This is a genomic window from Pseudobdellovibrio exovorus JSS, from assembly GCF_000348725.1.
GTDB classification, from domain to species: domain Bacteria; phylum Bdellovibrionota; class Bdellovibrionia; order Bdellovibrionales; family Bdellovibrionaceae; genus Pseudobdellovibrio; species Pseudobdellovibrio exovorus.
Genome location: NC_020813.1, coordinates 2,309,079 through 2,332,407, shown reverse-complemented (window position 1 = coordinate 2,332,407; position 23,329 = coordinate 2,309,079). Strand labels below are relative to the sequence as shown.

The following is a 23,329-nucleotide window of genomic DNA, read 5'->3' as shown; positions in this document are numbered from 1 at the left end:
TCAAGATTTTTTTGCAGCGGTCAAAATAGGGCCTACCTGCTTGGGGATCAAGATGTTTTTAAGTCTTAGGGTCCTTTTTTCAGGGTTTAGACTTATGCTTATAAAATAAACATTTCCGAATGAAAAATAGGAGTTTTATCGTAGAAAACGAATCTCGAAGCAATGGTGAATCTTCTGATCGTGAACATCCACTGGAATACTGTCTTTTGTAATGTTTTTGATCTGAAATTTCGTCTGAATTTCCTCTGAAAGTCGGAAGTCTCGTTTATTATTCGAAAAAACCAAAACTCCGTCTGGTTTTAAGAGCTTCATAACGTTTGAAATCAGTAAAACCTGATCTCGTTCCACATCAAAATCTGTTTTCATGTTCTTAGAATTAGAAAAAGTCGGTGGATCTAAGAAAATAGTGTCAAAGCTCGAGGCGAAGTCCGGCCACTCCGGAGCATGCTGAATGAACTTCAAAACATCTTCTTCGTAAAAGAAATGCGTTTGTGTAGACAGTCCGTTCAGCTGGAAGTTCTCTTTTGCCCAATCCAGATAGGTCTTTGACATGTCGACGCTGTAAGTGGTGGCTCCGCCCATGGCCGCCATGACGGAAGCACTGGCCGTGTAACAGAAAAGATTTAAAAAGCGATGTCCCGAGGTCTTTTTTAAAAAGCGATAGCGGATCGGGCGGTGATCTAAGAATAATCCTGTATCGAGGTAGTCCCAAAGATTCACATAAAGTGAAACACCATTTTCTTTGATGGCAAATTTTTCATTTTTAGTATCGAGCTTTTGATACTGTTCGGTGCCTTTTTGACGAATTCGTCTTTTCACGACAAGGTTCGAATCACTCACTTGGAAAATCTCTTTTAAGGCCTGTAGAAGCAAGGGAAGGTGGTTCTTTTCTTCATCAATCTTTTGCGACTTATCATAAACAACAAAGTGATCTTTATAGCGATCGACAAGAAAGGGAAACTCGGGAATATCGCGATCGTAAAGACGATAGGCTTCGATTTGGTTCTTTTCGGCCCAAGGGATTAGCTTTTTCAGATTCTTTTCAAGGCGATTACGGATCATTTTGTGACAGTAGCATGGTCAAAGTGAAAAGTGGACTCCTGAATAGAGTAAATAAATGAAAGACCAGAGCCGATAGGTCTGGTATGCCAAACCACATCTTTGAGATCGCAAAAAAGTCCCTTGAACACAATATTATTCCTTTGCAAGCGGGTACGTTTTTAACCGCAGGTGCTCATCAGTTCAAAACTTTTTGGACGCGGGATTTCTGTTTGTCCGCACGCGGATTAGCGGCCATTGGACGTACTGATGTGATTCGAAGTCATATTGAGTATCTTTTGAAAAATCGCCGTCATGATGATCTGGTCCCGCTGTATGTGGATTCGATGAACCCTGTGCATCGTGTGGTTATCGCCTGTATTTTTAAAGCTCTAGGGCTATCTAGAAAATCTTTAAAAATGAAAGAGACCATTTCGCCATTTTATTTAGTCAATGGCCAGTTTGAGGTCGCGGATTCGAATGTGTTGGTGTTGTATGCGGCTCGTGTTTATGCGGATGCGACAGGGGATCAGGCTTGGTTGCAAAAACACCATGAAGACTTCCGTGCTATTTTTAACTTTTACAAAACTAAAATGGTGAATGGACTGATTCAGCAAGGCGAACACGCTGACTGGCAGGACAGTGCTAAACGCAAAGGTATTATCTTCTTCACGAATCTGCTGTACTACCATGCGGCCCGCGACTACGGCTTTTTAAATGAGTCCGAGTTACAGCAGCTAGGCGAACGCATTCGCCAAGAGTTCTACGACGAAAAGACAGGTCTTTTTCGCAGTATTGCGGGACGAGAGAATATTTCTTTAGAGGGAAATCTGTGGGCTATCGACTATGGACTATTAAAAGATTCGAAAGAGCTCTATCAGAATCTTCGGAAACATGAGCTTTTTAGCAAATACAATGTGCCGGGCTTTGCTACCTATCCGTCTTACACCGACGATGATATGTACATTCAGGTAAAGGTTGTGGGGCTACGCGAGTACCATGGCAACTTATTCTGGTCATGGCTAATGGCCTACAGTGGAAAAATCGCATTTAAGCAACAGGACACAGAGATGTTCGAAAAAATCCGTATTAATTTTGAAAAAATAATTAAACGCGATCAAACAGTTTATGAAATTTATCACAATTCCGACGAACATCCTCATTTTGAAAGCTGGCTTTACAAATCTGAAGCCCCTTTCAGTTGGGGAGCCGCTTTTCTTTTGGATATGTTGAAAACTGCCGAATAGAATTTTCTAATTTACGCAAGGGATTTGAGGATAGCCTGAATATAGTCTGGTCTATTCACGCGTGGATACCAGCACAGTGATAGTTTTAAATCATAGACGTGTTGGCTACTGAGTTTAATCAGATCACCAGACTTTACAAAATCTGCGGCATAGTCTTCACTTAGGGCCGCATAACCAAGACCGCGACTGATCATCAGTCTGATGGCATCCGTGCTATTTGCGTAATGGCGCTCACTTTGTGTCACTGACTTCAATTTATATTTGCTGAGCAAATTATACGTCATCAAATCAGATGAATGATGGGCGATAATCGGTTCAGTTTTTAAGATGTCTGGAAGTAAGCGCCTCTTCCATGAGGCCGGGCCATAGAGACAATATCTCTCGGCTTTAAGAATTTTAGAGTCCATTTCGCGAGTGACTTGATGGGGTTCAAGCACAGCGAAATCACATTGGCCTGACTTCAAGCTTTCAACATTGTCAGTTGTATCCGACAAGTTAAAACGAAATCGCAGCAGCGGAAATCGGCTTTTCAGTGGCAATAAATTAGGAATGACCCTGGATCGCAATATACTTGGTGGTCCCGAGATGTAAACTTCTGTGATGCTATCCTTGGCTGCCTTTTGAATCTTAGACAGGGCCATTCCCTCAATTTCCAAAGAACCTTTTACAAACTGAAGAAGAGCTTCTCCTTCGTTTGTGAGCTTCATGCCTTTTCTTGATCTGATGAAAAGCGTTGTTTGCAACTGCTTCTCAAGAGACCGAATTCTTTGAGTCACTCCGGTTTGAGTGATTCCTAGAATATACGATGCATCTTGGACTGTTCCCTTACGAACAACAGCCCAAAATGCTTCAAGGGGGGGGCTGAGTAAACTCATTTACAATCATAGATAAATGTTAATTATGAATTATACAAATATTATTTTTCATAAAATAAAAATGATTGCAGAGCGGCAGAGTTATCAACATCTGCCCTGTGGAAAAGTGTAAAATCTTTAGACGATTTACGTGTTGGCTCCCTATTCTTTTTTCAAGAAATTCTAGATAGAAAGTGATCGCATCGAAGTTGTTCGCGTTTCACCTGAGTTTCGAGTAGTTTTCTTTTGTTTTGATAGAGATTCGTAAGTCTGTAGCAAAAGGGATATGATGAAAGCCGTGCTGGCACCGTCTAGATATATGTTTCCTCTTATTCTGGGGTGTTGCCTTACAGTTCTGGCAGCCTGCGGAGGCGTTTCGCCGGAGTCTTCATACGAACCTTCTTTACAAAACTTGCTTGCGACAAATGTCATCGGTGGAAAAGAAGCACCAGAAGACTTTCAGAAAAGTAACGGCATAGTGGGACTGCTGACATCCTACGGGCAAGGACGAACGCAAGTCTGTACAGGAACTCTGATTACCCGTGATGTGGTGCTGACAGCCGCTCACTGTGTGGAACAAGAGGATTTTAATTTTGCTGATATTTATTTTGCGAATGAAATACAGCCTTCAAGCGATTTTCTAAATGCAACCGATGAGTCTACTCGTAGTGAATCCCAGATTGTTCGCGCTCACGCGATTAAAATCAATCCGCGTTGGAAAGGTTCAGGGGTTGTTCAAGGGAATGATATCGCTCTTGTGTTTCTGGATAGAAAAGCTCCAGCTGATTTTCAGACTTCAGGTTTACCAACAGCACGTCAAGCCAGTCGTCTTCGTGGTCAATCTGTTGTGCTCGCGGGCTTTGGACTGAGTCGTCATCAGAACACGCAAGAGTCCGCATTGACGGAACGTCTGCTGCTACGTCATGTGGATTCCGTTGTGATAGATCGCGTGGATTTTTCAAAAAAGGAATTACGCGTGGTCGATAAGGCGACAGGGTTAAAAGGTGTCTGTGTTGGCGACTCGGGTGGCCCTGCGTACATTCAGCACAAGGATGGCCGTTATATCCAAGTGGGAGTCTTAAGCCGTGTGCAAGCCGATCAATACGGGAATTGCAATCAGGGAATTTCTTTTTACAGTCATGTGGGTGAACACATCCAGTGGATTCGAAAAGAGCTAGGTCTTTAGAAAATAAAATTTTTCACAAATGAAAATTGATAGTCTTTTAAGTCATCTGCATAAAGCTGAATATCGTAGTTCGGTGCGATTTGATAGTTCAGGCGACTTTGAAATCGCAGGTATGGAGCTTTTTCATTTTGTGCTAAATAGGCTAAAGCAAATGAGACGCCCAGTTTCGGAGTCGGTTTTGTTATAAATAAAATTTCTGGGCCTACTTGTCCACGATGTTGCTCTTCTAACTCTTTTAAGTAACGGCCAATCAGGAAGTAGGAAATACGGCTGCTGCCTAGAAGGTCCAATTCATAACTTTGTCCGATGGCGTATTCTATGTCGGGTCTAAATTGATCAAGGACTTCAATGCGAGCTTTCCACGAGATGTTTTTATCTAATTGAGTAATAGGAACTGTATTAATTAAATTCATCACGGTAAAGCGGTGTAGACTGAGTTTTTTGATTTCGTCGAAATAGCGAAACTCCATGACGCCAGCTTGAACTAAACTAAAAGGAACGATGCCGACATCAGGTTGTTCTAGATCATGATAAGACATTCTTAATTTTAAAAGAGAATAACTTTGATTGTTCAAGTTCCCCAAACCTAAGTACGCAGCAGAAGAATCATGGCTGGTTTCGGCATACAGTTGAGGTTTTTCTTGGCGAGGCTGTGTGATAGGGCCTAAATCAGCTCGCGCCGTTGATAGAGTGTAGCGCTCATTTTCAGTATTGCGTCCCGTGCGATAAGCTTCGACGGCAAAGTATTTCATTCCCGTTTCATAGACTTCGGCTTTTTCTTTTGTGGTCAGCTTGAAGTTATCTGAAATTTTAAGATCGCTCACAGCTTCATCCAAAGCGTGTCGTTGCGTGATATTCAAACTAGAGTAATCATCTAAGTACTGGCTATTTAAAGATTGTTTGTAAACGCGATTAACAACAAGGTTACCGTCATGACGAGTGATCGCTTTGATTGTATCTGAAGGAATCACCCATGCATTGAACTGAGAACTTAAATCTAACTCAGGGCGAATAACATCTAAAAGATAAAGAATCTGATAAGAGCAATTATCACTTAGAAAGTAATAGGGGGCGCTTGAGTATTCCATCTCGATTAAGTGGTCGATCATTTCATCCACTTCTTCAGGTGTAAAATTCAGATGGTACTCGGTGATGTCACGGCCTTCTAAGTTAAGATACTCACGAATTTTCTGATGGTAAGGCAACATAGTGTAGATACCACGATAGCCACCGAATAATCCAAGGATAGCATAGAAGAGTCCATCGCTTTCATCGGCTTCAGCGGCATAGTTCACGCCGTAATCGATTAAGTCTTTGTTACCGGCATTTTCAGGATTGATGAGTTTAAGAAATGTGTGGCCAAAGCTAGAGGCCGGATTACCTAAATCGGCAGAAGCGAAGATAACAGAAACTGAAGTGGCTCCCAATTCTTTCTTCCACTGAACTCGCTCTTCACAAGGTAAGATGTCATCAGGGTGAATTTGTATTTTACTCAGGAGCCATTTGCGACGGGCTAAGAACTGACACTGTGGATGGCGTTTGTAAAAATCGAGATGCCCTTGCGATGCGTCCGAAAAAATAGTTTTAACAGTGGTGATGAGTTCATTTTCTGGGGAGGCGAATCCTTCGGGGTGTAGGAAGAGTCCACCGCGAAAAGCTGAAGAGTAACCAAAGAGATTTTTTTCATAGTGCCCAAGTTTAATCCATTTTGGATCTTTCCAGAGTTGTTGGGCCTGAACTTGGCGGACATAGTCGTCCGTTCTAGAAATAGAAAAGCCCCAAGCTAGTGGGGCTTTTACTATTAATATCAGAGTTATTAAAACTAGATAATTAAGAACCTTGGCAAACATCAGCAATAGCAGATGACTTCATGTTGTTAACAAAGTCAACAGCAGTTGTTTGAGCTGAAGGTACGATTGTTTTGAAAGAAGCTTGAGCTTTTGCGTTGAAAGCAGCAACTTGTTGCTCAGTAGCGCAACCGTTTAAAGCAGCTAAAGTAGACATTTTCGCGCCATGACCTTGAGCCATTTCACGAGTTAAGTCAGCTTGGTTAACTTCTACGAAATATTGGATTTGTTTTTCGTTTTGAACTAAACCGCTAGCTGTGCAACCAGAAGTACCAGAAGAGATACCGAAAGTTTGGTTAGCAGACAAACCATTCAAGAAAGTAGCGCCTAATTGAGCTAATTTAGTGTTTGATTTGATAACTTGTCCGCCAAGACCGCAACCAGCGTCACCTGCGTAAGATACAGATCCAGCTAACAATGTGATTAATAATGCTTTTAACATGTTGAACTCCTTCGTTCTATTTTTCATCTGCTCCATGCAGATTGATTTCAAATTATTCTATGGTTTTCACGAAAGAGTTCAATGGATCTTAGATCCGACAAAGGTCTAGATTTAACGTAAATTTATTTATAGGTCACAACATCGCTTAAATCGAAGCGAACTTTTTTTGCATGCTGATATTTGTCATCAGTTGCGCGATATCCGCACGCGATGGCGCTGATAGTTTTGTAGCCAGTTCCCCCCAATTCAAGGGTGCGGTCATAGGCGTCTGGATCAAGACCTTCCATTGGAAGTGTGTCGATCTCCATCAGAGCGGCAGTTGTTAAGAAAGATCCCATCGCAATGTAAGTTTGTCTTTGTGCCCATTGATCGATGGTTTGTGAAAGCGGACCATGAATAAGGTCCTTCGTCATCACATCGCGAAAGCGACCTAAAGTGTTGATATCAAGCTCACGCACTTTCGCTGTTTGCTCGACTAGTTTTTCAATGTGTGCTGCATCCATTTTTTCTTTGTAAGTTAAAACAACGAAGTGGGATGCATCTGTAACAGGACTTTGTCCCCACGAATGAGTTTTTAATTTTTCGCGTAATTCTTTATTTTGAACTACGATGAACTTCCAAGGCTGTAGGCCATAAGAAGAAGCAGATAAGCGAAGCGTTTCTGCAAGGATATTCCAGTCAGCTTCGCGAATAATTTTCGTAGGATCAAATTTTTTGCAGGCATAGCGCCATTGCATTTGTTTATAAAGAATCTCGTTATCAACAACTCGTGACATCAGTTAGAAAACCTTATTTGGCAACGAACGCAGAGCTGCTGAACAATGATTTTGTAAAAGTAGATTCATTGTTCGTGTTGTAAGCGGCAACTCTCCAGAAATATTTTTTCCCAGCTTCAGCTTGAGTGAACTCAAAAGAAGTGGTTTTTACAAAGTGATCGTTGATCACTAACCATTTGAAGTTAGGATCCGTTGCTACTTGTAAGTGGTAAGCATTAGCGCCAATAGCTTCTTTCCATTCAAGAACTGCTGGGCCCTCTACGCGTGATAAAAATTTTGGAGCCGTCAGTTCAACAACAGCAGGAACTTTAGACATTTCAGGATCTTTTTGTTTTTCAGGGAAAAGTGAATTCATGCGCTCAGACAAATCGCCATGGCCGTGACCAGCGTGTCCACCATGAGCATCAGCACAAGCCGCTTCACCTTCTGCAGGTTTGCAACTAGCATCAGCGGGACCAGCAGCAGCTAAAGTGCGAGTGGTAAGACCTAAAGTTAGAAAAAATGCAAACAAAGCGATGAAATACTTCATAAAGTCTCCTTGTATGAGCTACGTGTGAAAAAAACGACGTAATAAGCTATCTGAATACTTCTAAATCCCAGAGGGCATTTTAGCAAGTAGCTTTAACTCTGGAGTTGTATTTTAAACCTGCTTTTGCTACAAGATTCGGCAGGGGTCTTACAGATGATCGCTGCTGATAGAGTTCTGCTCTGTCAGGAGAGGAAAGTCCGGGCTTCGCAGAGCAACACAGGGGGTAACGCCCCTCCGTCGTAAGGCGAGGAACAGTGGAACAGAAAGAATGTCCGGAGCTATGATCTCGAGGTTGGGAACGGGAGACCTTGAGGGAGTTGCCGGAGTGAAAACAGCCAAACTCTGTGTGAAGCAAGATCAAATAGGGAAGCGCCAACACTCAGCTTGCTGAGGAGTTGAAAAGAACGGCTCGTTCGAGGCTTCCGGGTCAGATCGCTCGAGCCAACAGGTAACTGTTGGCCTAGAGGAATGGTCGTCGAATCGCATGAGGGATCGTGGTAACCAATGCGAGGAACAGAACCCGGCTTATCGTAAGACCCCGCCACCTTTATTTTTTAGGTCTTCTACAGAAAACGTCTGTAGTCGATTTTGAATTCTTTTTCTATTTTTTTCGCCAGTGCTTTTCCGATATTGCGTTTTCCATTTTCAATTTTTGATACATCAGTTTGAGAAATACCAAGGCGTCCTGCTAGTTCCTGTTGCGTTAGCCCTGTCTTAGCTCTGATTCCGCGAAAGGTGATGAATGGGCGTTTTTCTACATCGTCTAAGTCGGGAAAAATATTTTTTGCTGGTACAGCATCGTCCTCGTTTCGCGGAATATCTTTTAGTAAAGTTGCGATGGCGGCGGCCTTATCTTCGGGTACAAGAAAAAATTTTTTCTTGGCTCCGTCTTTAATTGAAATTTCAATAAGGCGTATCTTTGCGGCTCCCGACATATGTGACCTCAATCAGTTTTATCTTTTTATCAGTCACGAACCAAACGGCAACGTGGCTGTAGCTTAAATGACAATGATGATGGCCATTGCTGAGTTTGGAGTAATTGGGCCAGTCTCCTCTTGTTGGTCCTGCCACTTCAAGATCATCAATCAAGGATTCAAGGTGATGTTGAATCTCTTGTGGAAGCTTGGATATCTCCTTAACAAGGCGTTTTGGAAGATAAACGACCCACGTCATTTGTGCCTGCTTTTTATTATATGATATATATTATCATATAAAAAGATATTTTTTATCATAGACATAATCCTTAATGTTTTCAATGTGTTGTAGGGGTATGTCGGTCTGGAAAAAGCTCTAGGTCGACATTATTTAACCAGCGCAAAATTTTTTGTGGATGGTGAATCAGATTTAATTGATCTACTAAAGGATAGTACAGCATGGTTTTTCCGAGCAGTTGGTACAGTGACGAGTAAACATAGTCTTCTACGCGCAAACACAAATGGGCTTCAACGGGATTGCGATAGATGTATTTATAGGTATTTAAGTACTGTGCAAAGCTCAGTATCGGTTCGGCCAAGTTCTCTAGTTTTGCAGAAGGAGATATTTGTTTTTGCAGATGTTCGCAAAAAAAGTTTTCCTGCTTTTCCGCGGTGGAAATAAGAATATGAATGTGTGTATTCATCATAATCAGCGCCTGCACTTCTATGTGTCGTGCCTGTGCGGTTTTGGCTATCTCTTTTTGCAGAAATAGCCAATCCGTATTCTTGTTCACATGCTGTGGATGAAACTCAAGTGACACATGAAAAAGTTCTTGTCCCGTGCGAAAGAGGTGTCTGTGCATTCGAGAAAGCCTTGCAAGAGCAAGGGGGGGGCAGAATGTCGCTAAGATGTAAGAGGACATCCGGCGAATCCGAAAATCAGAGGTCTATGCGCGTTTTCGGACGGTTTTTTGTTTTTCAACCCATTCGTTCAGAATATCTCGAATCAGAACTTGGTATTTTCCACTGTGCTTTTCTGTAAGACTGAGTTTTTTTAAGGCTTTGATGGTCGTCAAAGGTAACATCATAGAAACGCGGATCAAGGCTTTGTCATTATCGAAGGATTCGTCAGAGAGTTCGACTGTTCCGTATTTAACTTTTTTCATGATATTCCATCCATTTTTCTAAAAACTCTGCATGGTGTTCTTCAATAAACAGAATGATTCTACGAACCATTGCTTTGGAGAAGCCTGTGTTTTGATCCATCACATTGAAGTTTAGCAGATTGACTCGCAGACTCGCGCCTCCTCCTTCAACGTGAACATGTGGAGGGTTGTGATCCTTGCGATTCACCTTGTATTTCAACTGACCAACACGAAGAATCGTAACCATATTATATATACCATATATATCAAAAAATGACCAATAATTGTTAAAATGGGACTCTGGAGGAAGACTGCAACAGACTGTCCTCAGTAGAAGCGGTTATAATGGATATCAGAGTGAAAAATCCGAAGCTCGGTAGGTGACCAAAGTTGTCACGGAGCGAATAAATTTCAGAATAGATGCGAAAAAATCCCTCCTAACCAAATCCTGACAGTAAAACTTAAAGTTAGGTGCTAGATTCCGCTTACTCCAAAACCCAAACAAAAACCAAAAAGGTGGGATGTTATGAAAAACCTAGTTTTAAGCTTAGCACTTGTGATGACCGCATCAACTGCAATGGCAGATTATTTTTACTGTGAATTGAAAAATGGTTTTGTTAAGGCCGAAGCTGAAGCGGATTATGGTGTTCGTCAAGCCAGTGTGACTATGCGTCCGTTCTCTTGTGAGGGCCGAGTGGTTCCAGGAACTCGCCTTGTCGAGGTAAAAATCACCTCTACGGAAACAGGTGAATACCGAGTGGCGCAAGAGCCCTATGGATTAGTCAGCGTAAAAATGTATGGACTTGATATTCATGGCGATGGCCAAGATCTTGGAGAATGCACTTGCGGAGTTCGTTAATTTCGAAATTTATAATCACGCAATCGTCTTAGCGTTTCTTTGCTAAGACGAAAAGCTCTTTGCCCATACGGCGTGTGATAGAGTTTCGCAGGCGACCCCAGAATAGATATTGAAAGTGCTCTTGAGTGCGTTTGCGAATTTCCCACTCGGTGGCTCCAAATGGTGGGCCCGAGCGTTTTTCCATAGTGTAAAACACTGCTAAAAGCTGTCCTTCTTCGTGTAACATCCGACGATAAAGTCGCACCAGTTCATTGCGCTGTTCGGGTGGAATTGCGCAGAAACAGGTGTGCTCAACAACAACGTCGAAGCTGTGATTCCACTCTGTAGGTAAGTGGAAAATGTTGGACTCATAGAATGATAAATTTTCTAAATCACTGTATTTTTGACGACCGCGCTCAATAGCTTCTTTCGAAAAATCCACAGCGGTAACCACGTGTCCTGCTTTAGCAAATAAAGCAGCATCGTGACCTTCGCCACATCCTAAAACCAAAATACGAGATTTAGGTAATTTCAAGCGAGGAAGCATATCTTTGAAAGCCTCGGCAGAGTCATTTAGATTCCACCCTGGATTTTCAGGAGCTTGATAAATTTCAGACCAAAAATTCGATTTGTCGATGTGAAGTGTATCGATAAAATAAGGCGGAGTGGCTACGTATTCGCCATCCGCGACGAAGCTTTCGTCATCAAAACAGTCAGACAAATCGAACAACTGTTCTTGAGCATTATCAGTTAAAACGAATGGAGCCTTTGATGTCGTTAAGCCATTAAAGCGATCCCATTCATCCACCGACCATTTGCTGTTATCAGCCTCGAATAAGGTGTTTTGCTTCGTGCGCAGAAAGATTTTTTTATCTTTAAAACTTAAAGAAATAATATGCAGGGGATGATCGAAAGATTCGACTAAATGCTCTTCATCTTGAAACTCAGTCACCAAAGAAAAATCATCTGTCAGACGTAAATTGTAATGAACTTCTTCGATTTGAAGAGGATCAGTCAGGGCGGGAGCATCAGGATCTAAGAAAATGTCGCCGTGTTCGTCTATGGTGATGAATCCAAATTTTTTGGACATCAGTGAGTTTGAGTTTCTTCTGTTGAAGGAGCGACTGGCTGAGTTCCAGTTGGAGCCTCCGTTGTGGCTTCAGTGCCTGCCGGAGCCGTTGGCGCAGCTTCAGGATTCACGATCAAGCCCTCTTGGAACTCGATATTTGGACTACCTGTGCGTACAGATTTAATCACCCAAAGTTCGTTTTCAGGATTTTCAGAAGGGGAGCGATGAAGAACGGCTTCACCTTTAATGACTTGCTTAGAGGTCTCTTCATTTTCAAGAACATCGAGGTATTGGTATGAAAAGTGAGCGCTGATTTGATTGTCGTCGATCTTTTGCGTGTAGATGTTGAGCACTTCGAAGTCTTTAGAAAGCGGGCGTGATTTTTTCACGCTTTCTTCGATCAAAGTCACAAATTTGCTTTGTATACCAGCATGTGTTTGTAGGTTGATCTTAGGTGCCGAGTTGAATAAAAACCAGGTCCAAACAAAGACCCCTAAAAATACAAAAAAACTCGCCAATTTAATCATTGTTGCCTCCTGACATCCCTCTTGAAATGTGACAAGTGTAGTTCATCATGCTAGCCTCGGGCGAGGCAAGGATTTAAAGAATATGAGCTTTTACAAAAAGACCACCGAAAAATTAAAAGAGCTGAAAACATGGGCGCAGGTCAAGAGTCCTAAACCCTTACAACCAGCCTTAAGCTATGCGTTAGATTGGTTGGCTCCAGAGTTACTGGGAACGGGCTTTCGTATGATGGAGATTTCGGACTTTGCCTTAAAGGCAACTGTGCCAGCGCGTCCGACGAATTTCGACTTCCAACAAGAGATCCATCAGGGGTTAGTGCTCAATGCAGCTCTTGAGCTAGGTCGTGCCTTTTTGCAAAAGCAGATGTCCGAAAGTTACTTTCAGTTAGTCGCCAGTGATGTGCAAATCAGCAAAAAGCAAAAGTGGACTCAGGACATTGAACTCTTGCTGGAAATTGATCAGTCGGTTTTGGACGACTTCTTCATTGATTTTCAAAAGGTCAAAAGAGGTGAAATCGAATTCCAGATCAAAGTAAAAGTGGATAAATCCAGAAAGATCGATTCGTTGACACTGAAATTACAGGTTGAGAAAACAGAGCTACTTGCCTGAACTGGGTAGACAATTGGGTAAGTAATTGGGCAGATAGTGCCGAACAGCTTTGAATGTTAAAGCTAAAAAGTTGAAGATATAGAAAGTTATAGAGCTATGATTATTGAAAGCCAAATTGATCCAAATTCATCCGATTTTCAACAGAACAAGACAGCCTTACTTGAGCACGTGAATCAGTGGCGTCAGCGTATAGAGTCTGGGAAGTTGGGCGGCGGTGCCGAGGCCGTTAAAAAACATAAATCTCGTGGCAAGTTAACAGCACGTGAACGTATTGAAGCTCTGATTGATTCAGGGACAGCGTTTTTAGAGTTCTCGACTTTGGCGGCCTATGAAATGTATGAAGGCCAAGCTCCCAGTGCGGGAGTTCTAACAGGTATCGGAGTTATTGAAGGCACTGAGTGTGTCATCGTGGCCAATGATGCCACCGTAAAAGGCGGCACTTACTTTCCGATGACAGCAAAAAAACATCTACGCGCTCAAGAAGTGGCCATGGAAAATGGTCTGCCATGTATTTACCTTGTAGACAGTGGCGGCGCGTACTTACCAATGCAATCCGAAGTGTTTCCTGATCGCGATCACTTCGGCCGTATTTTTTATAACCAAGCTCGCATGAGCGCGCAGGGAATCTCGCAAATTTCAGTGGTGATGGGTTCGTGTACTGCGGGCGGAGCTTATGTTCCCTCGATGAGTGATGAAAACGTTATTGTCAAAGATAACGGGACTATCTTTTTAGGTGGCCCACCTCTGGTGCGTGCGGCAACAGGTGAAATCGTGGATGCACAAGAACTTGGGGGCGCACATACACATTGCGAGCTTTCAGGGGTAACGGATCACTTTGCTGAAAATGATCAGCATGCGATTGATCTGACTCGCTCGATTGTAAAACACTTGAATAAACGTAAAGCGGTGCAATTAAAAACTCAGCCGATAGAAGAACCTCTGTATGCTGAAGACGAAATTTACGGAGTGCTTCCCGCAGACCAACGTATTCCATTCGATATTCGCGAAGTGATTGCACGTATTGTGGATGGCTCTAAGTTCCACGAGTTCAAACCGCTCTTTGGGAAAACACTGGTTACAGGTTTTGCTCATATCTGGGGAATGCCTGTGGGTATTATTGCCAACAACGGAGTGTTGTTCAGTGAAAGCGCGCAGAAAGCGGCTCACTTTATTGAATTATGCGAGCAACGTGAAGTGCCATTGATCTTCTTACAAAATATCACAGGCTTCATGGTGGGTAAAAAATATGAACAAGAAGGTATCGCCAAACACGGAGCCAAAATGGTGATGGCCGTATCGAATGCGCGCGTACCTAAGTTTACTGTGGTGATTGGCGGCTCTTATGGCGCTGGTAACTATGGGATGTGTGGTCGTGCGTATTCACCTCGTCAATTGTGGATGTGGCCGAATGCTCGCATCAGCGTAATGGGCGGCGAGCAGGCCGCGAATGTTCTGTTAACTGTTAAGATGGATCAGCTAGCAGCCAAAGGGCAATCGATGACACCTGAAGAGCAAGCTGAGTTTAAGCGTCCCACATTAGAAAAGTACGAACGTGAAAGTTCAGCCTACTTTTCTACAGCGCGAATTTGGGATGATGGGATCATTGATCCAAAAGACACTCGTCGCGTCCTAGCTTTGGGAATTGCCGCGAGCTTAAATAAAGATTGGGGCCCGAAACAACAGGGCGTCTTCAGAATGTAATGGGAGTGGTGATGAAGTTTATTAAAGTTGAAAGTCCACAGCCCGACATTAAGGTTGTTTCCTTGAACCGACCCGAGGTGAAGAATGCCTTTCACCCTGAAATGATTGCTGAGATCACAAATTTTTTTCAGCAAGAAAGTCAGACGAAAACATCAAAGCTTTTAATCCTTAAAGGTGAGGGCACAGCTTTCTGTGCTGGTGCTGATTTAAATTGGATGAAATCGATGGTGAATTATTCGTACGAAGAAAATATCGAGGATTCTAAGAAGTTATGGGGCATGTTTGCCGCGGTTCAAAACTGCGAAGTGCCCGTAGTCGCTGTAGCTCATGGGGCTGTCTTTGGTGGAGCCTTAGGTCTATTAGCCTGTGCCGACTATGTCTATGCGGATGAGGCCACTCAATTTTGTTTCAGTGAAGTGAAGTTAGGTTTGGCTCCTGCTGTGATTACAGGTTTCATCACTAGAAAAATTCCAGATGCTTTTTGTCGTCCATTGATGATCAGCGGCGAAGTTTTTAATGCAAATGAAGCCCGCCGTATTGGATTAGTTCATCAGACGTTTACTGGGACTACTGTTGACGTAACTGAAATCGTGAAGACGTTTGCAGGGAATGGAACCGAAGCCATGCGCGAGGCTAAAAAATTATTAAATGTATTGCTAGAAACAAACTCATTTGACGAGGCTCAGGCCCACTGCACTCGTGTTATTGCTGAACGTCGTATCAGCGCTGAGGGGCAAGAAAAGTTACAAAAATTCTTAAATAGGACATCTAAGTAGTATGAAAAAAATCAATCGTATAGCCATTGCCAATCGCGGAGAAGTTGCTGTTCGTATTATTCGCGCTTGTGAAGAGATGGGAATTGAAACTGTGTTGTTACACTCGGATGTCGATGTGAACTCACGCGCCTATCGTATGGCGACTAAAAAAATCTGTATTGGTCCAGCGCCCACAGCGCAGAGTTATTTGAATATCGAAGCCAATATCAACGCGGCTTTAGCTGGTGGAGCCGACGCTGTTCATCCAGGTTTTGGCTTCTTATCTGAAAACGCGGACTTTGCAGAGCAGTGTGAAAAAAATGGTTTGATTTTTATTGGGCCATCATCTGAAGCGATTCGCGTTTTAGGTGATAAAATGTCTTTCAAAAATTTGGCAAAACAAGCTGGATTGCCTTTAATCCCTGGTTATGAGGGGGAAGATCAATCTTTGACGACATTACTCAGTGAGGTCGAAAAAATTGGCCTGCCTGTTATCGTTAAAGCTGCTGCTGGTGGCGGTGGCCGCGGCATGAAATTGATTAATTCAATGTCTGAAGCTCGTGATCTCATCGAGTCTGCACAACGTGAAGCGATGTCGGCATTTGGCTCCTCGAAAGTTTTTCTAGAAAAATATTTGGGCAAGGCGAAACACATCGAGTTTCAAGTTTTCGGCGATTGCACCGGTCAAGTTCGTCATTTGTTCGATCGCGAATGTTCTGTACAACGTCGTCATCAAAAAATTATTGAAGAAGCCACGTCACCATCACTCGATGAAAACCTTCGCCGTGAAATGGGCGAGGTGGCCTGTTCTATCGCCACTTTAGGTAAATATAAAAATGCGGGAACAGTCGAGTTCTTGTTACAAGATGGCAAATTCTACCTACTAGAAGTGAACACTCGTTTGCAGGTGGAACATCCTGTTACAGAAGAAGTCCTAGGTGTGGACTTAGTGAAAATGCAGATTTTAACGGCTCAGGATAACTTTGTTTTCACAGCTCAAGATATTCGTATACCGAAAGGGCATTCGATTGAGTGTCGCGTGTACGCTGAAAATCCGTATCAGTCAGGAATGCCTTCAACGGGTAAGTTAGGACATGTGCAATGGCCAGAAGGCCCGCGTCGTCGTTATGAATACGGTTTTGACTCTGGCGATACGATCACATCACATTATGATCCGATGATTGCCAAGGTGATCGTGTGGGATGAAACCCGCAGCCGCGCTATTGATAAGATGATCCGCACGTTAAAAGACAGCACTGTTTTTGGTGTGTACACCAACATTCCGTATTTAATTCAAATCTTAGATCATGAAGAGTTCCGTTCGGGTGTTATGACAACACGTTTTATTGAAACGTACTTTGCAGATGGTATAAAGTCCTCAGTCGAGGATGAACAAGTTAAAAAATGGGCTGTCGAAATCAATAAACAACTGAAGAAGACGCGCCAAGCGAGTGTCCTTGGGGCTGGTGTTGTTAATGAAAACACAACCTCACCATGGAACGCATACTGGAGAGGTGTGTAATGAAAACTCAGATAACTTTGCAACTCAATGGTAAAGACACACAAGTAGATGCTGAAATCATCGATAAAAAGATCTGGTTCAAATTAGATCAACAAATCTACAGCTATGATTTAGTAGATCTAGCTGAAGGCCACTACAAAAAAACTAAAGCAGCAGCTAAATCAGCAGATAAGATCACGGCGCCAATGCCAGGCAAAGTAACAAAAGTCTTTGTCAGCGCAGGGCAGAGCGTTTCTAAAGGTGACGCCTTATTGGTGATGGAAGCGATGAAGATGGAGTACACCTTAAAGTCTGACATTGAGGCCACTGTTGAAAAGGTTTTAGTGTCCGTACAAGATCAAGTGGCTTTGGGATCTTTAATGGTGCAATTGAAAGAAAAAAACTAGATCAAGATGAGAACGAAAAAAAATACAGCAAGCAAATCAGCTAAAAAAGTGAAGATCGTCGAAGTAGGATTACGCGATGGCTTACAGAACGAGTCCTCTCAACTTTCAGTTGAGCAACGCTATGATCTTTATGAAAAGTTAGTTCAGGCGGGAAGTCAAAATATTGAAATTGGGGCTTTTGTGTCGCCGAAGTGGGTTCCGCAAATGGCGGTGACACCTCAATTAACTTCGATGATTATTTCGGAGAGCTCGTACGCAGATCCCAATAATTCTAAATTTAAAAAAAACAAACTGAAAACAAATAAAAAAACTAAGCAGAAAAGCGATGTTCACCACAGTGTTTTAGTTCCGAATGAACAAGGCATGCTTCAAGCGATTGAGGCTGGTGTAAAAGAGGTGGCGATTTTTGGAGCTTGCTCGGAAAGCTTTTCTTTGAAAAACATCAACTGCACGATTGCAGAAAGTTTTAAGCGGTTTAAGGCCGTTATGAAATTGGCGCGTGAACATAACGTAAAAGTGCGTGGTTATCTGTCGACGTGTTTCTATTGTCCATTTGAAGGTCATATCCCAGAGAAAAAGGTCATTGCTATTGCGAAAAAGATGTATCAACTGGGAGTTTATGAAATTTCTATTGGCGACACTATTGGAGCGGCACAACCAGCACAAGTGGAAAGCCTATTTAAAAATCTAAAAAAAGTAATTCCTGCTGCGAAGTTGGCAGGCCATTTTCATGATACTCGTGGACAAGCTTTGGCGAATATCTTGGCGGCTTATCATGTGGGGATCAGAACATTTGATGCAAGCATCGCGGGCTTAGGTGGATGTCCCTACGCGCCGGGGGCTGCGGGCAATGTGGCCACAGAAGATGTCGTGTATATGTTCGATGGGATGAACGTCAATACGGGTTTGAATATCGAAAGATTGATCGAGGCCCATCGCTGGCTACAACCACTTATGGATCATCCTTTGTCTTCTAAGGTAGGACGTGTTGGTTTGTTACACCCACTAGGAAAAGTAAAACGTATCAATTAAAACACTGCCAAAACACATCAATCAAAACGTTTAAAAGTTTTGATTGATGTACTTCACGACTTCCGCCGTTTCGTTGATTGTACGTTGAGCCACGAATGGTTGATCTGTAAAGTATCCGAACATACGAGCAATGTTCGTTCTGTCTTGTAACGGACTCATATTTTTCAAATTAATTTCTGGTGTGTAATAGGTATCATCTGAGCTGGCTTGTTCAAGACTCAGCCAAGGGTATTGACGGATAGCCCATACTTTTGCAGGTTGAGCCACGTGACAGCTAACACAGTCCACAGTCCCAGGATTATGTAGTTTTGGATTTTCAAAGCGGAAAGCCGCACGAGTCGCTTTGATAATATCTTCTTCATGATCCGGCGACAATTTACGAGAATCCTCAATCAGAAGCATTAAGTTTTCCTCGCTTTGTGGAACGGGAAACATTCCGCCGCGGAACCATGTCGGATTAGGAGCCACCACATTGGCAAATTGTTGAATTGTATTGCGGGCAGGATCTAAACGAGGAATACGAATCGCTGTGGCTTCACCATTGCGAATATCAAGTCCTCCAAAAAACCAAACGGTTTCACGACCAAATAACGACATGAAAGTAACACGCGCCAATCTTTCTTGTCCTGCGTACTTGTAAATAGTCTGAAAAAACTTTTTTGCGTAGTCGCCATCAAGGCCTTGCTCTGCCAGTAAGGGGTTCACGCCCATCGTGATCAACGATTTTTTTGGAGCTACTGCTGAGTTGCTGTGTTCGGCTTTAATGTTTTTGAGTGCGGCTACAAGTTCTGGAAACTCTTCGTCACTGAGACGATAGAAGCTGTGTAAGGTAACGTCCAACGTATTCGTGCGACCATTGATCACCAACAGTGGCTGCCATACCATACGGATTTGCGGCTGACAGCGCGTCGGTGTTAACCCTTCCATAAAACATGGATCGATGCGAATTCCTAGAACGCGTAGATCAGGATAAAGTTTTGAGTTTTTTACTCCTTGTAGCAGAACAGGTAGACGTTGAACATATTCCTGAGGAAGCAATGTGCCCGCAGCGGCCGTTGTTGTTGCCTGTGGAAGTAAATTCCAATTTTCTGTGGATGGCAGTGGCAATAAAACAGAGACATCATTTACATCTAAAGTCACAGATGGGTTGGTTTGAGCCGTGTTGGCAAAAGAGTTCTGCGCCAACGACAGCGAACTTAAGAAAAGTGAACCAGACAACAGAACAGCAACAAACGACAATGGGTATTTGATAATGATTTTCATAAAGCGGTTTCGTTACACACCCTTGCAGGCTTTGGGTCAATAAAATATCGTGGCCTGTAGACACACAAAGTGTTGCACAAGTCGGCCCTAGAATTGCTTTAAAAATGGTGTGGACTATCTGAAGCGGCCTTTAGGGGCATTTTTACTGCTGATAATGATTATAATGGGTGCTCAAGTCGCTTTGAAAAAGCCGCTTTGTATAGAATCGCATATTGTCTATAAAATCGACAGGATCGTGGGCGAAAAGACTGAAACTCTCTATTCCTGTGCGCAATTCAAGAAGGTTTCATTTTCAAAATTTTTGTATGAAAAACTTGACCTCATCGAAGGCCGCCTCCGCAAGGTCGAGATGATTTTGCCCGAGTCTATGCGGCGCTCAGACTTAGTTTTGCAATTTGAAGATTCCAGTCAGCCAGCGGATGATCAGGCTTCTGTTGCGGTCAGTGCTATTCAAATTTTATCAGATAAAATTGTTTTAACATCTGAAGCCTTACAAACAGAAGCTTTGGAAAAAGCGGTTCTACAGTGGTCGTTGAAGAAACAGTTTAAAAATGTAGATCATCTATACTTAGAAACACTGGTCGATTTTATGGCGACTTCGTATGGAGCCAAAGGTTATCGCAGTTTGATTTCAGAGGCGTGGAATACGTCCTTTGCGGATCAGAGCTTTTTGGAAAGACGTCAGTTGATGCGAGCTATTTCTCAACAGATGGTTTTGTCTTACGATGCAGAAATTTCGGCAGTTCAGAACCTACAAAAGCTGCTACAGCATGTGGCCCCTCAGTCAGCATGGGAACTGTCGTTTGGGCAAGAATTAGCTCGGCGTGGTTACTTAAATAAAGAGGCTTTAGCGCAATTGCGATTAGATTTAATTGTGGATGTTTCGGGAACTGATGAAGCAAAAAAAATCGCCACGCAGTTGGTTCAACTTTCGCGTGAAGGATTAAAAAAGAAAATCGCTATTAAGACTTCGGCAGGGCTCTTGTTGCTTCCATCGCTTTTACCACTTCCAAATTCGTCTGATGTTTTTTCTTCTTATCACTTGGTTTTTTCAGATAGCCATACGGCAATTAATGCGAGGACTCTCAATCACTACACAGAGAATTCAGAAAGACTTGTATTTGTAGATGTGGATTCAGATATTTCGACGGCGAGTTTTCGCTCATTGCTAACTCGTGGAGTTCCAGAATTCCTCGCTAACAATCGTCAATTGAATTTTGTGCAAATCCATTTACCTTCGTACAAGTTAAAATCAGCAGAGTTAAAAGGACTTTCAGATTATTTTGCATTCGTGAAACAGCAAGAGTCTTTTTCAGCAGAGAAAAAAGTCTTAGGATGGCAGCAAAGCGAGTGGAATAAAGACTTGCAAGCCTTCAAGCCTATTGCCTATTTTGATGTGATTCAGTACTTCCGTATTAACTGAATCTGTGCCATCCTTTTAGGACGATGAAATTAAAATACACAGCTTTATTTATTTTTTGTGTCGTGGGATTGGCCGTTAACGGAGCGTGGTCTCAATCTATTGAAGCGAGCTCTGATAACTCATTGGCACCACAACAGCCAACGGCACCTGCTGCAAGTCCAGCGGCGAATCCGGCAGCAAATCCAGCAGCAAATCCGGCTATGGCCCAACCCGCAACGACAGTTCCTGCAACCACTGCGACAACAGCAACAACTCCAGCCGTTCCTGCGGCTCAGCCAGTAGCAACACCGCCACCGCGACCGGAAGTTTCCAGCGGAGTCGATATTCGCGGGACGACACCATCAGCGACAGCTCCTGCTGCCACGGCGACAAATGCGGCAACTGCCACGGCGGCGACACCAACTGACAGCTCAACAGCAACTCCATCTGTGGACCCTAATTTAGCGATGCCGCCATCGTCGACGCGCTTAAATGAAGAAACATCAGCGGCAGCAGATGCCACCGCAGCAGAAGTGAACAACTTAATGAGAACTGTTCCGGCAAGTGTGTGGGCGTCCTTACAAGAAATTGATTATCGTCAGATTCAGGGTATTCGTTGGCCGTCTCCGTTTCTTGCGGCCAGTGCCACACGTGAAAAATATAAAGATGTCTGGGCGGCACGTGATGTGGCTCAATTCAAAGAGATTTTTAACGATTATTGTTTAAGTTATGCACGCCTCTATCAAGCCGAGTTGGAAAGTCAGTGGCAGGTGCCTGCGGGCATGATGCAATTTGGACGTGTGTGTGAAAGTTTAAAGCTAGTGGTTGATAAGGCCACAGCTCAAGATAACTATTTATATGAGTATCCGAACCCATTAGTTATCCGCAAAATGGATCAAGCCGCTTACCAGATCTACACGTCGCCGCTAATAGCTCTAAATGAAAAGCTGTCGAATGCTGAGAAAATAGCACCGGAGCTACCGCCTGTTGCGGCGGTTAGTCATGTGGAAGAGGACAGTTCTTCGCTATTTGCAAGTTTAGGGCTTCCAGCAGGCCTTGTTTCTTTGGTTACAGAATTGCTGCTTTTATTGTCGCTCGGATTGAATTTTTTCTTGTTGTATAAGGCCACCAAGAAGTAGAAATTAGGGCTATGTCAGTTCAACTAAAAAAAATCTGCTGGTCGGTTACCTTATTTTTAATTTTGAACCCGATTATTTCGGTTCTGATGTTAGTTCTTTACTTAGTTTTTTCGAGTAGTTACACGCTGTCGCAACTGGCGTGGATTAGCGCTTTCGGATTGGTGTTTGCGGTTCTAACAAACCTCAGTATCACCATGGGCTATCATCGCTTGTTTTCCCATAAGTCTTTTGAAGCACATCCTCTGTTAGAATGGATTTTATTATTCATCAGTGCAGGTGCTTTTCAAGGGTCAGCCTTAAAGTGGTCAAGTGACCATCGTATTCACCACCGCTACGAAGATACAGATAAAGATCCTTACTCAATTAAAAAAGGTTTTTGGTACGCTCACATGGGGTGGATGATGACCCACGAAGCGGTGAGTTTGCCAATTCACGCTCCGGATTTACAAAAGAAGAAGTGGGTTCAATTTCAACACGATCACTATTTAGTCTGTGCCATTGTTGTTGGTTACATCTTACCTTTAGTTGTCGGATGGATGTTGGGAAATGCTTTCTTAGGACTTGTGATCGCAGGTGGCTTAAGAATTTTCCTAACACAGCAGTCGACTTTCTTTGTGAACTCATTAAGCCATACACTTGGCAAAACGCCATATTCATTGGATAAAACAGCGAAAGACAGCTTGATCGTCGCTTTTTTAACTCATGGTGAAGGCTACCATAATTTCCATCACAAATTTCAGTTCGACTACCGCAATGGAATTAAGTGGTATCACTGGGACCCAACTAAGTGGAGTATTCAATTAGCTGCAGTACTGGGTTTAGCTAACAAATTAAAAACAGTTCAGTTCTCTGAAATTCTACGCGCGAAAATGGAAGTGGAGTCTGAAAAGTTTAAGAGTTCTCATTTTTACAAAGAAAAAATGGAGCCTTTAGCGGCTAGATTAATCGAAGCACAAGCGCAGTTTGAAAGATTAAAAAAAGAATATGCGATTGCGAAAGATCAAAAGATGGCTGATCTCAGAGCCGAAATCGAATTGATGAATATTGAAATCGAGTCGATGAAAAAGAAATGGCAAGTTTTGTTAAAAACAGCAGAAGTCGTAGTTTAGT

General features: G+C 42.9%; 26 protein-coding genes and 1 other RNA gene. 13 read left to right on the top strand and 14 right to left on the bottom strand.

Annotated elements, in window-relative coordinates:
- Positions 1-135: 135 nt before the first annotated feature.
- A complete protein-coding gene (locus A11Q_RS11530; RefSeq protein ID WP_015470997.1) occupies positions 136-1,062 on the bottom strand; it encodes a class I SAM-dependent methyltransferase in 927 nt (308 codons plus the stop codon).
- A gap of 83 nt (positions 1,063-1,145) precedes the next feature.
- Between A11Q_RS11530 and A11Q_RS11525 the strand changes: the two genes are divergently transcribed.
- Positions 1,146-2,285, top strand: a complete 1,140-nt coding sequence (locus tag A11Q_RS11525; RefSeq protein ID WP_015470996.1) for a glucosidase family protein — start codon at positions 1,146-1,148, stop codon at positions 2,283-2,285.
- A gap of 11 nt (positions 2,286-2,296) precedes the next feature.
- Here the strand turns inward: A11Q_RS11525 and A11Q_RS11520 are convergent, their stop codons facing one another.
- Positions 2,297-3,160: a LysR family transcriptional regulator gene (locus A11Q_RS11520; protein WP_015470995.1), complete on the bottom strand. Its 864-nt coding sequence runs from the start codon at positions 3,158-3,160 to the stop codon at positions 2,297-2,299.
- A 265-nt stretch (positions 3,161-3,425) separates the two neighbouring features.
- On the opposite strand from A11Q_RS11520, the gene A11Q_RS11515 reads away from it, so the two are divergent.
- On the top strand, positions 3,426-4,325 hold the full coding sequence (locus A11Q_RS11515) for a S1 family peptidase (RefSeq protein WP_083860521.1): 900 nt from the start codon (positions 3,426-3,428) through the stop codon (positions 4,323-4,325).
- On the opposite strand, the gene A11Q_RS11510 is transcribed toward A11Q_RS11515, so the two are convergent.
- From A11Q_RS11510 to A11Q_RS11495, 4 genes are all read right to left on the bottom strand, one after another.
- Positions 4,322-6,175, bottom strand: coding sequence for an Lnb N-terminal periplasmic domain-containing protein (locus A11Q_RS11510; RefSeq protein WP_015470993.1), 1,854 nt, complete (start codon positions 6,173-6,175; stop codon positions 4,322-4,324). The genes A11Q_RS11515 and A11Q_RS11510 overlap by 4 nt on opposite strands.
- Entirely contained in the window at positions 6,156-6,614 is a 459-nt protein-coding gene (locus tag A11Q_RS11505; RefSeq protein WP_015470992.1) for a DUF3015 family protein, read from the bottom strand. The genes A11Q_RS11510 and A11Q_RS11505 overlap by 20 nt, the downstream gene beginning before the upstream one ends.
- A 122-nt stretch (positions 6,615-6,736) precedes the next feature.
- Entirely contained in the window at positions 6,737-7,390 is a 654-nt protein-coding gene (locus tag A11Q_RS11500) for an NAD(P)H-dependent oxidoreductase (RefSeq protein ID WP_015470991.1), read from the bottom strand.
- 13 nt (positions 7,391-7,403) lie between these two features.
- Positions 7,404-7,919, bottom strand: coding sequence for a fibronectin type III domain-containing protein (locus A11Q_RS11495; RefSeq protein ID WP_015470990.1), 516 nt, complete (start codon positions 7,917-7,919; stop codon positions 7,404-7,406).
- Between the two features lie 141 nt (positions 7,920-8,060).
- Between A11Q_RS11495 and rnpB the strand changes: the two genes are divergently transcribed.
- Positions 8,061-8,463: RNase P RNA component class A (gene rnpB, locus A11Q_RS13720), an RNA gene on the top strand.
- A gap of 19 nt (positions 8,464-8,482) precedes the next feature.
- Here the strand turns inward: rnpB and A11Q_RS13625 are convergent.
- From A11Q_RS13625 to A11Q_RS11470, 5 genes are all read right to left on the bottom strand, one after another.
- On the bottom strand, positions 8,483-8,854 hold the full coding sequence (locus tag A11Q_RS13625; protein ID WP_015470989.1) for a helix-turn-helix domain-containing protein: 372 nt from the start codon (positions 8,852-8,854) through the stop codon (positions 8,483-8,485).
- On the bottom strand, positions 8,823-9,092 hold the full coding sequence (locus tag A11Q_RS13715) for a hypothetical protein (protein WP_015470988.1): 270 nt from the start codon (positions 9,090-9,092) through the stop codon (positions 8,823-8,825). The genes A11Q_RS13625 and A11Q_RS13715 overlap by 32 nt, the downstream gene beginning before the upstream one ends.
- Positions 9,093-9,171: 79 nt before the next feature.
- The gene (locus tag A11Q_RS11480; protein ID WP_015470987.1) at positions 9,172-9,696 is read right to left on the bottom strand and encodes a hypothetical protein; all 525 of its coding nucleotides are present in this window, start codon (positions 9,694-9,696) and stop codon (positions 9,172-9,174) included.
- Positions 9,697-9,780: 84 nt separating this feature from the next.
- Positions 9,781-9,999 carry a hypothetical protein gene (locus A11Q_RS11475; RefSeq protein WP_015470986.1) on the bottom strand — a complete coding sequence of 73 codons (219 nt, stop codon included), beginning with the start codon at positions 9,997-9,999 and terminating at the stop codon, positions 9,781-9,783.
- On the bottom strand, positions 9,986-10,225 hold the full coding sequence (locus tag A11Q_RS11470) for a DUF4160 domain-containing protein (protein WP_015470985.1): 240 nt from the start codon (positions 10,223-10,225) through the stop codon (positions 9,986-9,988). The genes A11Q_RS11475 and A11Q_RS11470 overlap by 14 nt, the downstream gene beginning before the upstream one ends.
- A gap of 279 nt (positions 10,226-10,504) precedes the next feature.
- Between A11Q_RS11470 and A11Q_RS11465 the strand changes: the two genes are divergently transcribed.
- On the top strand, positions 10,505-10,837 hold the full coding sequence (locus tag A11Q_RS11465) for a hypothetical protein (RefSeq protein ID WP_015470984.1): 333 nt from the start codon (positions 10,505-10,507) through the stop codon (positions 10,835-10,837).
- 28 nt (positions 10,838-10,865) lie between these two features.
- Here A11Q_RS11465 and A11Q_RS11460 read toward each other — a convergent pair whose 3' ends face one another.
- Both A11Q_RS11460 and A11Q_RS11455 read right to left on the bottom strand, forming a co-directional pair.
- On the bottom strand, positions 10,866-11,906 hold the full coding sequence (locus A11Q_RS11460; protein WP_015470983.1) for a class I SAM-dependent methyltransferase: 1,041 nt from the start codon (positions 11,904-11,906) through the stop codon (positions 10,866-10,868).
- Positions 11,906-12,412: a hypothetical protein gene (locus A11Q_RS11455; protein WP_015470982.1), complete on the bottom strand. Its 507-nt coding sequence runs from the start codon at positions 12,410-12,412 to the stop codon at positions 11,906-11,908. The genes A11Q_RS11460 and A11Q_RS11455 overlap by 1 nt, the downstream gene beginning before the upstream one ends.
- 82 nt (positions 12,413-12,494) lie before the next feature.
- Between A11Q_RS11455 and A11Q_RS11450 the strand changes: the two genes are divergently transcribed.
- The 6 genes from A11Q_RS11450 (at position 12,495) to A11Q_RS11425 (ending at position 18,415) form a co-directional block, all read left to right on the top strand.
- Complete coding sequence (locus tag A11Q_RS11450) at positions 12,495-13,019, top strand: hypothetical protein (RefSeq protein WP_015470981.1); 525 nt, start codon at positions 12,495-12,497, stop codon at positions 13,017-13,019.
- Between the two features lie 96 nt (positions 13,020-13,115).
- Positions 13,116-14,720, top strand: a complete 1,605-nt coding sequence (locus A11Q_RS11445) for a carboxyl transferase domain-containing protein (RefSeq protein WP_015470980.1) — start codon at positions 13,116-13,118, stop codon at positions 14,718-14,720.
- Between the two features lie 11 nt (positions 14,721-14,731).
- Positions 14,732-15,496, top strand: coding sequence for an enoyl-CoA hydratase-related protein (locus A11Q_RS11440; protein ID WP_015470979.1), 765 nt, complete (start codon positions 14,732-14,734; stop codon positions 15,494-15,496).
- Between the two features lies 1 nt (position 15,497).
- On the top strand, positions 15,498-16,997 hold the full coding sequence (locus tag A11Q_RS11435) for an acetyl-CoA carboxylase biotin carboxylase subunit (RefSeq protein ID WP_015470978.1): 1,500 nt from the start codon (positions 15,498-15,500) through the stop codon (positions 16,995-16,997).
- Positions 16,997-17,383: an acyl-CoA carboxylase biotin carboxyl carrier protein subunit gene (locus A11Q_RS13810; RefSeq protein ID WP_015470977.1), complete on the top strand. Its 387-nt coding sequence runs from the start codon at positions 16,997-16,999 to the stop codon at positions 17,381-17,383. The genes A11Q_RS11435 and A11Q_RS13810 overlap by 1 nt, the downstream gene beginning before the upstream one ends.
- 6 nt (positions 17,384-17,389) lie before the next feature.
- On the top strand, positions 17,390-18,415 hold the full coding sequence (locus A11Q_RS11425) for a hydroxymethylglutaryl-CoA lyase (protein WP_015470976.1): 1,026 nt from the start codon (positions 17,390-17,392) through the stop codon (positions 18,413-18,415).
- A gap of 30 nt (positions 18,416-18,445) precedes the next feature.
- Here A11Q_RS11425 and A11Q_RS11420 read toward each other — a convergent pair whose 3' ends face one another.
- Positions 18,446-19,678 carry a hypothetical protein gene (locus A11Q_RS11420; RefSeq protein ID WP_015470975.1) on the bottom strand — a complete coding sequence of 411 codons (1,233 nt, stop codon included), beginning with the start codon at positions 19,676-19,678 and terminating at the stop codon, positions 18,446-18,448.
- A 154-nt stretch (positions 19,679-19,832) separates the two neighbouring features.
- On the opposite strand from A11Q_RS11420, the gene A11Q_RS11415 reads away from it, so the two are divergent.
- From A11Q_RS11415 to A11Q_RS11405, 3 genes are read left to right on the top strand one after another with little or no spacing between them, the layout of a single operon-like run.
- Positions 19,833-21,101, top strand: a complete 1,269-nt coding sequence (locus A11Q_RS11415) for a hypothetical protein (RefSeq protein ID WP_158320375.1) — start codon at positions 19,833-19,835, stop codon at positions 21,099-21,101.
- 23 nt (positions 21,102-21,124) lie between these two features.
- Positions 21,125-22,219 carry a hypothetical protein gene (locus A11Q_RS11410; RefSeq protein WP_015470973.1) on the top strand — a complete coding sequence of 365 codons (1,095 nt, stop codon included), beginning with the start codon at positions 21,125-21,127 and terminating at the stop codon, positions 22,217-22,219.
- Between the two features lie 11 nt (positions 22,220-22,230).
- On the top strand, positions 22,231-23,328 hold the full coding sequence (locus tag A11Q_RS11405; protein ID WP_015470972.1) for an acyl-CoA desaturase: 1,098 nt from the start codon (positions 22,231-22,233) through the stop codon (positions 23,326-23,328).
- Position 23,329: the final 1 nt, after the last annotated feature.